At 23.1% G+C, this 16,189-nt stretch carries 13 protein-coding genes and 1 CRISPR repeat array; of the genes, 2 read left to right on the plus strand and 11 right to left on the minus strand.

The genetic code is table 4. From position 1 onward, the window contains the following. Positions 1–106 precede the first annotated feature (106 nt). A complete protein-coding gene (locus STABA_RS03075) occupies positions 107–844 on the plus strand; it encodes a hypothetical protein (RefSeq protein WP_156006427.1) in 738 nt (245 codons plus the stop codon). Between the two features lie 8 nt (positions 845–852). On the opposite strand, the gene coaE is transcribed toward STABA_RS03075, so the two are convergent. The 6 genes from coaE to holA all read right to left on the minus strand — a co-directional run bounded on the left by coaE (position 853) and on the right by holA (position 6,990). Beyond that, on the minus strand, positions 853–1,437 hold the full coding sequence (coaE, locus tag STABA_RS03080) for a dephospho-CoA kinase (protein WP_156006429.1): 585 nt from the start codon (positions 1,435–1,437) through the stop codon (positions 853–855). 63 nt (positions 1,438–1,500) lie between these two features. Then, entirely contained in the window at positions 1,501–3,054 is a 1,554-nt protein-coding gene (locus STABA_RS03085) for a hypothetical protein (RefSeq protein ID WP_156006431.1), read from the minus strand. A 75-nt stretch (positions 3,055–3,129) separates the two neighbouring features. Further along, on the minus strand, positions 3,130–4,197 hold the full coding sequence (locus STABA_RS03090) for a hypothetical protein (protein WP_156006433.1): 1,068 nt from the start codon (positions 4,195–4,197) through the stop codon (positions 3,130–3,132). A gap of 10 nt (positions 4,198–4,207) precedes the next feature. Next, entirely contained in the window at positions 4,208–4,492 is a 285-nt protein-coding gene (locus tag STABA_RS03095; protein ID WP_156006435.1) for a hypothetical protein, read from the minus strand. A gap of 82 nt (positions 4,493–4,574) precedes the next feature. After that, positions 4,575–6,026, minus strand: coding sequence for a hypothetical protein (locus tag STABA_RS03100; RefSeq protein WP_156006437.1), 1,452 nt, complete (start codon positions 6,024–6,026; stop codon positions 4,575–4,577). 1 nt (position 6,027) lies between these two features. Then, positions 6,028–6,990 carry a DNA polymerase III subunit delta gene (gene holA, locus STABA_RS03105; RefSeq protein ID WP_170264689.1) on the minus strand — a complete coding sequence of 321 codons (963 nt, stop codon included), beginning with the start codon at positions 6,988–6,990 and terminating at the stop codon, positions 6,028–6,030. 124 nt (positions 6,991–7,114) lie between these two features. Here holA and rpsT point away from each other — a divergent pair, with 124 nt between their 5' ends. Further along, positions 7,115–7,357, plus strand: coding sequence for a 30S ribosomal protein S20 (rpsT, locus tag STABA_RS03110; RefSeq protein WP_156006441.1), 243 nt, complete (start codon positions 7,115–7,117; stop codon positions 7,355–7,357). 14 nt (positions 7,358–7,371) lie between these two features. Here rpsT and STABA_RS03115 read toward each other — a convergent pair whose 3' ends face one another. The 5 genes from STABA_RS03115 to cas1 form a co-directional block, all read right to left on the minus strand. After that, positions 7,372–9,177 carry a ComEC/Rec2 family competence protein gene (locus tag STABA_RS03115; RefSeq protein ID WP_170264690.1) on the minus strand — a complete coding sequence of 602 codons (1,806 nt, stop codon included), beginning with the start codon at positions 9,175–9,177 and terminating at the stop codon, positions 7,372–7,374. Between the two features lie 1,340 nt (positions 9,178–10,517). After that, entirely contained in the window at positions 10,518–10,907 is a 390-nt protein-coding gene (locus tag STABA_RS05945; protein ID WP_156006445.1) for an IS3 family transposase, read from the minus strand. A 577-nt stretch (positions 10,908–11,484) separates the two neighbouring features. Further along, positions 11,485–13,962: direct repeats of the CRISPR family, unit length 36 nt; unit sequence GTTCTACTACTACATAATTTTACAGGGTACCATAAC. Between the two features lie 27 nt (positions 13,963–13,989). After that, positions 13,990–14,919, minus strand: coding sequence for a hypothetical protein (locus STABA_RS03125; RefSeq protein ID WP_156006447.1), 930 nt, complete (start codon positions 14,917–14,919; stop codon positions 13,990–13,992). Further along, positions 14,919–15,242, minus strand: a complete 324-nt coding sequence (gene cas2, locus STABA_RS03130; protein ID WP_246157303.1) for a CRISPR-associated endonuclease Cas2 — start codon at positions 15,240–15,242, stop codon at positions 14,919–14,921. Before cas2 ends, STABA_RS03125 begins: the two co-directional genes overlap by 1 nt. Beyond that, positions 15,232–16,137 (minus strand): type II CRISPR-associated endonuclease Cas1, encoded by a 906-nt coding sequence (cas1, locus tag STABA_RS03135; protein WP_156006449.1) that lies wholly within the window; start codon positions 16,135–16,137, stop codon positions 15,232–15,234. Before cas1 ends, cas2 begins: the two co-directional genes overlap by 11 nt. Positions 16,138–16,189 lie beyond the last annotated feature (52 nt).

Consider the following 16,189-nt stretch of genomic DNA (forward strand, 5'->3'; position numbering starts at 1 on the left):
AATTATAATGTTAAATCGTTATATTTACTTGTATACCCTTTTAATGTATTATATATATTATTAATGCTTAATTTTATTTGTAAGTTGTTAGAATGGAGAATTAAATATGGCTCAATTTTCACCTAAATTTTGTTCAATTCATTTAAAAATTCATGTTTGTGAAAACCAAGATATTACAAAAAAAGTCTCTGAAATTGAAGGTGATCTAGGAGCTAAGGTAAGAAGATTACATGGTACACAAACTGAAGAAGAGTTGCAATTAGAAGCTAAAAAACAAGAAAAATTTAAAAATGCACCAGGTAGTTTAGGTGATATTTTAGCTAAAGCTAAAGCTAAAGTTGCAGCAGAAAAAGCTAAATTTGAAAAAGAATCTAATAAGAAAGAAGACGAAGGTAATGTTGTAACAGAAGCTGAGATAGGTGATAGAATGGCTGCTTTAAGAGCTAAAATGACAGGTGATACATTATCTACTTCCACATTATCGATTGATAAAGATTTAAGCATTCACAACCCCCCTAACAGTAATTCTAAGGGTAATAATAAGACTAAAAATGGAAATTTGGAATCTAATAAAAAGAAAACGAATAAAACCGACGATAGCGCTTCAAAACAAGCAAAAAATACAAAAAAATTTGATGATTTTTTTGAAGTTAATAATGATAAAAGTGATGAAATAGAAGTTATTGATGAAAATGATTTAGAAGATAAAGATTCAATAAAAGACAAATTATTTACTTATGAAGAAACTCATGAATTAATTCAATCAGCTGTTGAAAAAGCATTAGAGCAAGTTGGTTTTTTAGATAAAAATAAAACAAAGAAAAATAATAGTTCAAAAAAATAAATCTTTTACTAGTCCTTTGTTGTTGATAAATTTTTTATTATTTCATCCGCCCTTTTATATAAATTTTGTAAAGAGTCATTATTATCAATATAATAATCGCATTTAAGTTTTTTAGCTTTATTTTCTTGAAACTTTGAAATATTTTCGATTTCTAATTTATTAGCCTTATCTCTTTTTTTTACCATCTTTATTCTTTTTTGTAAATCTTTATTAACAAAAATAGTTAAATCAAAATTAATGTCTAATCCTTTTATAACAGCAGCTTCCACTATATAAGTTTGGTTTATTGCTTTAGTTGAATATAAAATATTATTTATTTTTTTACTTATCACAGGTCAAACTAATGAGACGAATTTATCATTTAATTGATCATCATTGAAAATAATTTTTCTTAGCATTTTAGTATTTATTACATTATTTTTCACGCATTCTGGTATGTTTTGTATTAAAAAATTTAGAACTACTTTTGTTTTTAATGCTTCTTTTGCAATTAAATCTGCACTTATTACAAAAAAATTATATTTATCTTTCAAATAATTTACCAAAGTGGATTTACCACTACCAATATATCCGCCAATACCAATAATCTTCATTTCTCTTTTCCTTTATTTATAGATAAAAATAAAAAAAACATTTATATTAAATGATTAATCAATTTAATTATAAATAATTTTTTTAGCATAACTATTAAATTTTGATTTAATTGGTGACATTTTTTCGATTACTTCAAGGCAAACATTTCTATATTCATCATAATCTTCTCCGTTTTTAGCATATTCTAATTTGTTTACAATATCTAATTTATCATCAATGTGTTTAAAACTATTTGATAGACGTTTTCTAACACATAATCCAACTTTTGCCAATAATTCTTCACGTTTAAGAGCAATCGCAAATATTTGTTCTATGATAGCTTCACATTCATAAACATTTCATTCTTTAACGTTGTATCTATATTCATCAATTAGTTCAATTAAATCATCTCTATATCTTCCAAATACATTAAATTTTGATTTTTCAATAATATTAACTAATAAATCAATAAATTTTTGTTCAATACCAGTTAATATATCCATTTTATTTTCAATTTGATTTAATTCATCTTGTCAATCAACTTCACTTGGTGAACCTGTTAATCTTGATATTTTCATTTTAGCTTCTTGATACAAATCTAGACCTGAGTTTTTTGACTTATCAAGCATTTTTGCAAGTGAAGTATAGAAGTTAACAAATACTTTTGTATCATATTTTACTCCACCAATATCAACAATTGATCCATTTCCTTTATCAGGTTTTTGTTTTTTAACATTAGCTTTTATTTTAACAGGTTTTACATAATCATATTCTTTTGCGATATTCATACCGGTTGATGCATCTATATCTCGTAAAACAACTAAGTTAATATTTCATCATGAAGCTTCTCCAAGAATAACTCCTAAAAATCCGAACAAACCAAATAAAATTAATGGTAAAGTTGGTGTCATAATTCAAATTCAAATATATAATGCTTCATTAGAATTATATCCTTGACTAAAGTTATTAAAAAAAATTGCTAAACTTAATCAATAAACCGGTTGGAACCCTTCTCCGTTTGCTCCTAGTAAAATATTTTGTATATCATCTGCAATTTGAACATTAGAAGTAATCGATACAATTCCACTTGCTCCAAATTCTCAACAAAATCCCATTAAATAAGGAGATGCAGCTAAAAATGACAATAGAGATGACAATAATAATAAAGCTATACAAATTCAACTAATAATCATTGTTATTTGAAAACTTCTTATTGGTTTTACTATTCTTGCAACCCCTTTTTTTGTTTGATTGTTATATCCAACTGTGTGAATAATCATTCTAAAAAATATTAAAACCAAGGAAGACCCACCAATAAATATAGGTAGATAGAATATTGTAAATTGATCTGGAACTATAGCAAAATTTTTAGTTTCAAAATTGAATAACATAAACTTTAAAGCATCATTAAAGTATTCGTATATTCCAATATCAAAACCGCCGTTTGAATATCTCTCTTTATTATAAGCATCATAAATTGCGTTAAAAGAAGCTTTTTGTCCACCTTCTTTTCAATTAACCATCGGAGAAAAGTAAATTAGTAAACCAAATAAAAGGTATGTAATTGAAAAAATGATTACTGCTGCAATCATAAATTTAATTTTAGAGTTCTTTTTTAAAATCTTAATTTTTTTCATTTATACCCCATCAATACATTTTAATTATTATATATTATATTTAAAATGAAATTAAACTAAAAAGTGTAAATTAATCTAGTAATTTACAAATAAATCAAAATCTATCTTTAGATCTCTATATCTTAAACAATCATTAACCAATTTAACTTGTTTGTCTGTTAATTCAAATGCTTTAAATATAAACTTTTGTTCTTCACTAAGATATATTCCGTTTTCTTCTATTTCAAGTTCTGGTTTTACACAACTTGGAATAGAATTATTATCAATTTTATTATCTCCAATTAAATATTTAAATAAAGGTCGATATTCACCTCTACCAGGACCAAGATTTACTAGCCCAATTGCAAATCTTGGGTCCACTACAAACACACTTAATATATTAATTTTTGTTTTTTCATCTATAAAACCAGCAATAGTTTTATTTGTTAAAATAAATGAAGTTCTATCTAAAGGAGATACTTTAAAAATCTTTATAAAAGTATTATTTACAATATTATGAAAATAAACATCTAAAAACTTATAATTAAAATCTTTAAAAGAATTTGGTGGAACTATAATTTGTTTTTTGTATTCTTGATTAACAAAGTTAACATCAGATTTTTCTACATATTCATATAAACTTTCAAAAATTCTTGGTGTAAAAATATAATCATACATATCAAATAAAGTGTAGCTAATAATAGATAAAATACTTTTTCTAACCTCCATTGGAGCATCTTGATTTATTGCATCAAAAACTCGATAATTTTTTTCATACTCTACAAATGAATATTTATACTCTCCGTTTAATAAACACACTAAAAAATAAAAATACTTCACAAATAAAAGTTCTTTACCTGTTATTTTAATTTCTTTGTCTTTTTTATCGATTCTTCTTTCAAAAATAGCTTTTCCAATTTTTGCTATTTGATTATATTGTTTGTGAATTTTTTCAATATCAAAGCTATCGTCTCAACTAAAAAGCATTTCAATAATTGGTTCATTTTCAACCTCAACTTCAACAACACTATCAGATGAAAAGTCTATATATCTAAAACATTTAGATCCATCATCTTTTGTGCTGATTCATTTATCTAAAAAATCACTAGGAAGTAATAAATTTCTTTTTACTTTTTTTTGAACTTTTTTTTCTGGACCTTTCATAATTATCTCCTTAATATATATCTCTATTTATAAGTTTCAATTCTCTTTCTGGAGAAATCGGTGTAGTTGTTATAATTAATTTTTCACGCTTTGCAATAACAAAAAAAATGTTACCCTTTCCTGTGTAGATATAAATTGTATCATTTGTTTCAAAATTTCTTGTTGAGTTTTCAATCATATCAAGTACTTTTTCTTTTATTTCTCATTCATTAGATTCGCTTAAATTAAGTCTTTGTTTTATCCTTTGAAGCCCATGATCTGAAAATTTAAATTCATGTCTGTAATAATAACTCATTAATATAAGCACATCCTCTAAAAATATTATATAAAAAAAAGTAATATAAGCATACAATTAATTAAAAAAACTAGAAGGTTATCTAGTTTTTATCATCTTTTTGTTCTTTGTTTTTTTTGTTATCTCGTTTATCTAAAAACTCTTTTACATATATTTCTGGTTCATAAATACTTTGATCCATTTCATATTTTCTTCCTTGCATTAATTCACTCATAAGTTTTTGATATTCTTGATTTGCATAAATAACTTTTTCTCTATCCATTTTAGGGTTTAAGAATACTATTACAACAATAATAACTATACAAATCATTAAAATTACAAAATTAATTCATAATAATGATTTAATTAAAGTTATTATAGATGATGATATATTTCCTTCTACAATTGAAGAAAAAACATTTTGAATATCTTCATCGCTAACTGATGTGTTCATTTTTTGAGCAGCAGCATTAATTGCATTTCTAAAGTTTTCAAATATTGATGAACTACCTGAAATTGTGCTAATTACATTTCCAAGATATAATGTGAAGATATTTACAAAAACAAATACTCCAGCAAAAATTATGTTAAATCATGGTATTCAATATTGTTCTTTATATGTTAGCGGCGGTTTTATCATTACATAAAATATATATATCAATAAAATAAAGTTAAGTGCTAAAAATATATAATTCATATTAGAAGTGAAATTACTTCCAAATAAAATGGCTCTTTGCAAAGATAAAACTTCTACATTTCCAGTATAAAGATTTGAAAATGATGAATTAGCAATACTTTGATCTGATTTTGCAAGATCTATTGATCCTGTAGTTAAAAATATCACTAGTATTAAATATGTCAAACCACAAATTCCATAAAAAACTGATAATGCAATTTTGTATCAATATGCATGTTTTAATTTTGTTTTAAATGGGAAAAATCTTTGATCTTGAAGTGGTGGCGGTGGTAACGTTCCGCCCATTTGGTTAAACATATTATGATTAAATCCATTTGCAAAATTACTATGAAAATTATTATTATTATTATTTTTGTTATTGACATCAAGATTTGGTTTTTCTGTGCCAACGCCTACCACTTCTACTTCTTTACCATTTGTTTCTATTTTTGTATAATCTGTTTCTCCGTATTTTTCTTTCATTTCATCAGTAACCTTAGAAGATAGAGTTATTTCTTTTGATGAAATTTGAATTGCTTCACTTGTTAATTTTTCTTTTGAAACTTCATATTTATTTAAGCAAAAAGTTAATAAATCTGAATAGTCAGCATAAATATCTATTATTACTTTATTTTCTGGTTTTTCAAATTTTATTTTTTCTTTTGTAATATTCACAATAGCTTTTGCAAGATTTGAACTTCATTTCTCATCTTTGAAAGTTGCGCTACTGTCTATTTCTAATGATAACAAGTTATTGATATTTGCTATAATTTTAGCTCTAAGTTCAAAATCAATAAAAATTTTAGTTCTTAACTTTTCATCTCTAATCAGATTAAATAAGCTTGTAACAACGCTTTGATAAACGCTTTGTGCTTCCATTTTATATTACCTCTCTTTTAAATAACTTGATAAATTCTAATTCTGGTATTATTTTGTTATCAATTTCCCCGTTTTTCAAATTTTTTTCTAGTTTATATAATGTCTTTATTGTATCATTTATTTTATTTATATCTAGTCTATTTTCACTCATTAATTTTTGAACTCTATAGGGGTTTTGATTCAAAATTGATGATATTTGACTAATGTTTTTATTCATTTTTTTTAATAACAAAGCGTTCCGCAATAAGCAAAATTGACTACTTAATAGTGCTAAAAAACTAAACATGTTAGAGTTTAGTTCGATATATACATTTCAACCTTTTAAAAAAGCTTTTATATCGTTTTTTATAAAAGATTCTGCTAATTCAAAAATATTGTATTGATAGTATTTAAAAACATTATCTTCTATTACTTCTTTTGTAATATCTTTATTTAAACTAATCAATTTATTAACTTCATTAACTAAAATAGACACATCATCAATTACTCTATCTAAAAAGTATATAATAGCTTCTTTATTGTAATTTAATCCTTCTTTTTCAAGTTTTTTAACTACCAAATCATATTTTTGATCAAAATTAGGTATATCTACTTTCAATGTTTTTGCATTATTTTCAATCAACTTTGCTATTTTTAATTTTTTAGAGATTTTTTCACTTTTTACTGTAAAAATTATATCCACATTAGGATTTTTATTATTTATAATTTTTTCAATATATTTATTATCATAATCTTTATGTAATTGCGGTTTATTTTCATTGACAAAAAAACTGTCATTTATAATAATGATTTTTTTTCTAGAAAAAAGTGAATATGTATTAATTTGACTGATAATTTCAATAATCGAATCATCTATTAAAGAGTAATTAAAAATTTCATAATCATTATCAACATTAATTTTTTTTACTAATTTATCTATTTGTTTACTTATTAAATATTGATCTTTTGAATAAATAAAAAACACTATTCTCACCTATATCTATACTTTAACATTAAAAAATTGCTTTTTTTTATTTTTTCTTGTTTTTTACTAGTTATTTACTATATACTTTATATGTATATGATTAAATATTGAAATAGGAGGAAAAATGGCAAATATTAAATCTCAAAAGAAGAGAATTTTAACTAATGAGAAATCAAGATTAGTTAATAAAGCTTTTAGAAGTCAAGTTAAAACAGCTATTAAAAAGGCTATAGTTGCTAAAGCTGAAAATTCTGCAGATAAAGATCAATTAATTAATACAGCAGTAAGTTTAATTGATAAATCAGTAACTAAATCTGTATGAAAGTTAAATAAGGCAGCAAGAGAAAAATCAAGATTAATGAAATAATAAGTTTCTAGAGTTTAAATAAACTCTTTTTTTATTTCTACAACTTTTTTAGATTTAATTTTATATTTATATGATTTTTCACCATTTGTAATATAGTTTTGACAGCTGTTATCTTCTAAAGTGTTAATTGTTTCTTTACTTGGAAATTGTAACTTATCTTTTTTCATACCTGAAATAAAACAAATTTTAGGTTTAATAGCTTTGACAAATTTATCACTTGTAGCAGTTTTGCTTCCATGATGACCTACTTGATATAAATCAACACCATTTTTTACAAGTTCTAAAAATAAAGAATTATTTAACATTCTAGCTTCTCTTTTTTTACTTGCATCACCTGTAAATAAAAAAGTTTGATTATTTAATTTAACAACAATAATTTGCGAATTATCATTTTCATCTGAGTTACCATACTCATTAAAAATATAAAATTTAATATCATCAAACTCAACTAAAATATCTTTTTTTAAATTTCTATAAATATATTTTATAGTAGTTTCTTTTTTGAGTTGTTCTAACGAATTATAATGATCACTATGGTTATGAGATATAAATACACTTTGAATTTTATTCAAACCTTTATATTTTAAATAATCCGGTAATGTTGATTTATTTTGACCTACTCCAGCACCAGCATCAATAACAAAAATATTTGAATTATAATTAATCATAAAAGAATTTCCATTACCAACATTTAGCATTTCGATAGTTTGACTAAAAATATTGATAATAGTATTTGTAAAATACATACCTATTAAACTAAATGTCAACATTGAATATAAAAAGAATTTTATTTTTTTATTAAAAATAATAAACTTAGTCAAAAAATAGAGACTTAAATAATAAATGATAATATAACCAAAATTTATATATCCTGTCAAAGATGTTAAATTATATTTTGAAAAAAAGATTACTGTAAACTTTAATAAATTATAGTCAAAATTAAGGAGCGGATTTAAAAATGGTAAAACAAAAAAGAAACTTAATATAAAACTAAGAAAAAATAATGGCAACAAAATTATCTCTTGTATTTGAGCTAATCAATAAATTTTAAAATCATAAATAATGTTCAAAGGAATAAATACAAGATTAATTACTATAAAATTTATTATCAAGTTAGTACTTTCTTTTCTATCTTTATATTTTTTTAATAACAAAATGGCTATTGTACAATATACAAATCCAATATTGAATAAGTACATTGGATTTATAAATAATACAATGAATCATGTTATTGATAGCTTTGTAATTTTATTTAAATTAAAGTTAAAATATTTTTTTAATTTATTTAACAAAAAACCTATTAAAACTTTTAACAAGGTTGGTGGCATTCCTATTAAATAACAATAAAAAAACATAAAAATAAGTGAGATAAAACTTAACATTCTATTTTTTTTATACTTTTTTGAAATCAATTTTTTAATAAACACCACAAATAAATACAGATATACACCTGAAATATTTGATAAGTAGCTTAAACTTAGGTTTATTAAATTTTTATATACTTCATCATTAGATTTATTTTGAAAAAGTAACAAGTTAGCTAAATTATTTTCTGAATGATTTAGTTTAAAAAAATAGTATCTAGGATCTTTGAAAAATACTTTTAATATTTTTATATATTCAATAGATTCATTAACATTCTTATCGTTTAAATATTTATTAAAATTGAAACTTCAAAAGTTACCATAAACATTGAGTTTCTTAACTTCCCCTACCGCTTTTACAACCTCCCCTACCGAAAAATTAGCATCCCCTTTTCATACTAAATATTGTTTAAAACCTTTTACTAAGATTACATATTTTTCTTTTACTTCACTCACATAGTATATGTCACTGTTTTTAAAAAAATCCACTTTAAATATATAGAAAGTTAAAAAATAAACAAAAAAGATAAAATACAAAATAAAAAAAATATATACTTTTTTTATAAATAGAAGATAAATGCAAAAGATTAAACCGTAAACAGAAAGTTTAATATAAATGCTAGATATTTTTAAAGTGATGACCACAAATATGATACTAAAAACATTAAAAGCAAATCAATTGATTCTATTGAATAAGTCTTGGTATAGCTTCTTTATAGAAGGATTTGTTAAATTCACCATTATTAAATACAGCTTTTAATTCCTTGTAACACATATCGAAAGTCTTTTTAAAGTTTTTAAATATTTTAATTGTTTTTTGACTATTACTTTTTGTAACACCTTTATTTATAAAAAAAATTTCAGTTAAATCTTTTCTTAAAGTTTTTATAGTTTTAATATTTTCTTTAGGTAAAAGCCAAATAATTTTATCTTTTTGAAATAACTTACTAGTTTTTAATTCAAAAAAATTAAGTAAATAATTTAAGTTATTATCTTTTAAAAAGTTTTTTTCATTTGTTAAATCTTTATTATACTTTATAGGTTCTGGTAAATATTTTTTATTTTCTAATTTTATATCATAGACTATTTTAAAACTTATTAAAGAGTTTTCATATATTATGTTTTCTTTTTGTTTTGTATTACTTCTAAAAATTAAAAATGATGATAATAAAATTACTAAAACTATTAAAATTAGTAGATATAAATATTTTTTAATAATTTCACCTCCACTATTTTAATCGTTAATTTTTTAAGATTTTTTATATAAAAAAAAAAAAAAATAAATATACTTTTTCAAGTATGCAAAATGTTTTTTTATAAGAATACTTCAAAATTATTTTAATATTCTTTTTTTGAAATAAAACCGATATTAACATATGCTTGAGGTCCATTATGTTTAATCATTATTCTTGTATAGTTATAAAAATCTAAATAATTATCTATTATTTTTTTTAGATTAATAAAGCTATTTTGTTTTAGTTTCTTTTTTATTATTCTTTTAGTAAAGAAAAAAATTTTACATATTACATTATCAATAGAGTTACCCAGCCTAGATAATTATATTATCGAGCTTTTTTGCATATCGTATTGCAAATGCAAATGTGTACTATATTTCGTTATTAGAATTAATAATAAGTTTTTTAAAAATATCTTTTCTATGAAACAAAACTTTCTCTAGTGATTTTTTATAAATATTTATATCTTTTTTTAAAGATACTTAATGACCAAATATAAATACAGTATTTGCATCTTTTATAACACTTAAATATGCAAACTTTTTTTAAACTGTATATAAGTTACATTTGTAACTCATAACTCATTTTTTGAATATATAGATCAAATCCTATTAAGATGATTGAGTCATGTGTTATATTTTTAACTTCATTTTGTTTTCTATGCATTTTTTTTATTCTTATAATTGAATACAGTTTAAATATTTTCATTATTCTAGTTACTTTAGTTTGACTAACTATAACACCTTTATTATTCACAATTATTTTTATTTTTGGCATCCTATAAATTCCATTGTGTTTAATGAAAATATCTTTTATTTTATAAGCTAAATTATTAGCTAATTTTAAGTCATATTCTGGCTTATTTTTTTTGCAACAGCTATAATAACTATCTCTAGTTATATTTAATAATTTACATAAATAAAAAAATTGTATATTTATTTTTATATTTATCTATTGTTTTGTAGAAATTAATTATTCTTTTTCTGAATTCTCCATTAGTTTATTATACTTTTTTAAAACATCATTCTCCATTTTTGATATTTTTAGTTTTTTGTTAAGTTCAGTAATTTTCTTATCTTTTGGATCTTTTGAATTAGTTCTAATTTTTCCATTATATTTGTTATGCTTTTCTATTTTTTATATAAGTGATTCATCACCATAAACTTTTCAATCTAAACACATTTTTCTAACTGTTGAGTATGAATGTTGTAAATTTTTGATAATTATCTAAAAAAAAAATTTTTGATTAAAGTACTTATTTATTAATTTTTTTTAGTATTAAATTTCATAATACTTGATACATTTCCTTTTAAATTTGCCATAAAAAAATTCTCCTTATGTAATTTTATGTTTTTTTCAACACAATGTATACTTAGAGAATTATATTCAAGTTTTTTATTAAGTTTATCTTAATTTTTTTAAATTAAGTACTCAATCAGTTTACTAATAGTTTTTTCAGTAATAAGAATAATATTGTTAATGCAAATTATTATTTTTTTTTCATTTATTTCTATAAATAGGCGGAAGAGTTCTACTACTACATAATTTTACAGGGTACCATAACTTGTATATTTTTTTTCTACATAATCTTTATGTTCTACTACTACATAATTTTACAGGGTACCATAACAAGGAGAAAAATTATGTTTAAAGCTTTATTGTTCTACTACTACATAATTTTACAGGGTACCATAACAATGAAGCAGCGTTAAAAGTTTTGTTGTTAGTTCTACTACTACATAATTTTACAGGGTACCATAACGGGCTGTAAATGCTTTTGTAAGTTGTGCCAGTTCTACTACTACATAATTTTACAGGGTACCATAACTATATAATAAAGCCAACATATCAAAGTTTAGTTCTACTACTACATAATTTTACAGGGTACCATAACTAACTGACCATGTATTGATCTTTACTAGAAGTTCTACTACTACATAATTTTACAGGGTACCATAACGGTTTGACGACCTTATATCTATTCTTTTTTGTTCTACTACTACATAATTTTACAGGGTACCATAACTGATATATTCTAAATATTGATTTGCTAATGGTTCTACTACTACATAATTTTACAGGGTACCATAACAAAAACCTGATTATATTACTTATCAGTTAAGTTCTACTACTACATAATTTTACAGGGTACCATAACTTGTATTTAGAAAACTCAAAAGTAATAGTAGTTCTACTACTACATAATTTTACAGGGTACCATAACCATTAGCAAGTTGGTTGTCTTTATTTACAAGTTCTACTACTACATAATTTTACAGGGTACCATAACACGGCGTTGCTAACCCAGAAGACTTTGCTGGTTCTACTACTACATAATTTTACAGGGTACCATAACTGATTTCCAGGACAAAAAAGTAGCTTGCCTGTTCTACTACTACATAATTTTACAGGGTACCATAACTAAATAAACTTTTCATTTTATCTAAATATCGTTCTACTACTACATAATTTTACAGGGTACCATAACTAGGAGCAATTAGCCTTGTAAGAATTGTATGTTCTACTACTACATAATTTTACAGGGTACCATAACAAGATGTACATTTTCATAAATCAAACATATGTTCTACTACTACATAATTTTACAGGGTACCATAACTCTGCTTATTATTCTCTCTCACATTAAATAGTTCTACTACTACATAATTTTACAGGGTACCATAACTAAAAGTAGTCATCTCATACTCACTAAAAGGTTCTACTACTACATAATTTTACAGGGTACCATAACTAATATTTTATTTAACTCTTCTAACGCTCAGTTCTACTACTACATAATTTTACAGGGTACCATAACTTGTATTGTTTATCTTCAATAGCTTTAGCAGTTCTACTACTACATAATTTTACAGGGTACCATAACTGACTAATCAATAGGGACGCTCCCCTTAAGGTTCTACTACTACATAATTTTACAGGGTACCATAACAGGGGGTTTTATCAACAAATTGGAAATACCGTTCTACTACTACATAATTTTACAGGGTACCATAACCATCATACTAAATAACATATATATCTAAATGTTCTACTACTACATAATTTTACAGGGTACCATAACGAAAACACAACTCTGTTATAGACATGTTTTGTTCTACTACTACATAATTTTACAGGGTACCATAACATATATGATTCTTTAAATGTATTTCTATATGTTCTACTACTACATAATTTTACAGGGTACCATAACATAATAATTGTCAATGTAAATAAAAGGAGGGTTCTACTACTACATAATTTTACAGGGTACCATAACCTAAAAATATCGCTATCTCTAATTCTAATTGTTCTACTACTACATAATTTTACAGGGTACCATAACTGACTAATCTTTTGTTTTTAAACCCTATCAGTTCTACTACTACATAATTTTACAGGGTACCATAACACTTCTCTTTTAATTTCTCTAATCTTTTAGGTTCTACTACTACATAATTTTACAGGGTACCATAACCATACAACTTTTTATAATCATCTTTTTTAAGTTCTACTACTACATAATTTTACAGGGTACCATAACTAGAAACACAAGTAGTCTTGCCACTATGTCGTTCTACTACTACATAATTTTACAGGGTACCATAACAATCAAGTTTGCTTGTTAATTGTTTTGCTTGTTCTACTACTACATAATTTTACAGGGTACCATAACATATATACATGTTTATTTTAAACTCTATATGTTCTACTACTACATAATTTTACAGGGTACCATAACTTAGATATGTTTAAAACTAATTCTGTCGATGTTCTACTACTACATAATTTTACAGGGTACCATAACGATTTAGATGGAATGAATAACCCAGTTTATGTTCTACTACTACATAATTTTACAGGGTACCATAACGATATAAAAGATTACATGGTAATTTACAAAGTTCTACTACTACATAATTTTACAGGGTACCATAACCTGCTTCTATTTTTTGTAAAATAAATCTGTGTTCTACTACTACATAATTTTACAGGGTACCATAACCTCAAATCAAGTGTTTTTTTAAAATAATTATAAGTTTAAAAGGTAATGGAAAACAGGATAATTTATTTCTAAATTTTTACTATTATAACTACTTATTAGGTTCTTAGTGTTTAAAAGTAGCTCATTATAAAAGTCATTTTCTAAAGTACAATTTGAAAAATTCATATAAAACTTTAAATTATCAATAATAAATGATAAATCTAAAAACTTGTTATCTATTCATATTTTTAAATTTTCTAGATTTAAATCATTTTCATAAATAAACTTGTCACTAACAATTGTAAAATTTTTTAACTCTTTAATATCATCAAAAAACTCTTTTATTTCTATATAATTTAGCCCAAAAAATGGATTCACAAATAAAAAATGTAAATTTTTATCATCAATTATTAATAAATTTTTTAATATTTCAATATATATTATTCTTAACTTGTTTTGATTTAAATAAGTGTTGGTTTCATTTTCATCGATATTTTGTAACTTTAAAATTGTTTGATCACAAATATAGTTAATAATTTGATCTTGAATCTCTATAGTTATTTTTAAGCCTAATTTAGATTCTAAATTAGTAATTAAATTTTCAATTATGTTGAGTTCAGTTAAATCAATTGTATTAATAAACCCAAATAAAGTTGATAAACTTTGAGAAGAAAAAGCATCATAAGTTATACAAAGATTTAATAACTCTTTTAAAATAGTTTTACTTCCTCCACAAATACTTTTAGTAAAATCTATGAAGTTGGGTACTTTTATTAATTTAGTTGTTAATTTATCTATCATAATATCATTTTCTTGCATTTTGATTTCATAATCCGGACTAGAAAATTTGTTTAAAAAACTTAAACTTAAAGCTAACTCCAAATCATTTATAACATCTAGATTGTTTATAATAAATACATTATTATTTGTAAAATTAAAGTTAATATTTTTATTACTATTTTTATTTAAAATTTTCATTATATTTCTATAAGTCTCCTATCATCATTTATTAATTCATTATTATTTTTTTTACCAACAACAATTTTAATATTTTGATATTGTTTTTCTGTAATTATTAGAAATCTTACATTTCCAAGCTTAGGTAAAAATTTATTAATTCTTTTAATAACAAAATCAACACTTTCTTTGTTATAACAAATTTTTGAATAAATTGAATATTGCATCATGTGAAACCCTTCTTTAAATAAGTTATTTCTAAATTTATTATAAGATCTTACATTGTCTTTTGAATCGAAAGGTAAGTCATAAAATACCATTAATCTCATAAATTTATAGCTCATAATATTCTACTGATGAACTTATTGGATAAATTACATCATTAGTACTTTTATCTTCAAAAAAGTTTAAAACCATATCAACATATTTATCAATAGCATTTGTTAAATAGATTTTATTATTACCATAAATAACTTTAGAGTTTAAAATGTTTATTAATTCTAGTTTTGTAGATCTAGAAAAATAATCGATTTGTGTTACATATTTATAAACATAATTATCAACAATTGGGCGAAATGGTTCCATTAAATCATCCGCAAGAGCAAAAGCATTGTACATATTATGATGAAATAAGGCTATGCTTGGATGAAGTCCTTTTGAAGTGATTGATCTAATAAATGCATTTCTTATAATTGTATAACCAAAGTTTAAAGCTGCATTTATGTGATTTTCTTTTTCTCTTGTAAAAGTGTTTCCAAATAGCTCTTTAAAATAAACCTTAGCCGCGTGTCCTTCTTTATTTGTTGAATCACTAAATTTCATTTCTTCAATATATTTATATAACAAGTTAACTTTTTCTAGTTTTTTTAAGTTAACTTTTAATATATCAATTTGTGCTTCAATTTTTTGTTTTACAATTTGTGTTCATAAATATAATTTATCTTCTTTTTTTCAATTTAATTGATTATTAATAATTTTTAATTGTAAGTGATTTGCTTCAATTGGTTGAATAATCGATATTGGTTTTAACTCCACATCACAAATTAAAGTTAAAATCTTTTTTTGAGCAAGTTTATTAATAATTCTTGTAGTAACAACAGTTTTATAATTTTCAAATAATATTGCATTAATGTCATCTAATGGAATATGATATTTAACATTTGCACTTTCAACAACTAAATTATTTAAAAATAAATTTATCCTTTCTCCATCTTTAATAATTATTGTTTTTCAAGACATTTTTTAATAAAAAAAGAGGAATAAATTCCTCAGTTACGGCATTAAAGCCTTA

This window comes from Spiroplasma tabanidicola, from assembly GCF_009730595.1.
GTDB lineage: Bacteria > Bacillota_I > Bacilli_A > Mycoplasmatales > Mycoplasmataceae > Spiroplasma_A > Spiroplasma_A tabanidicola.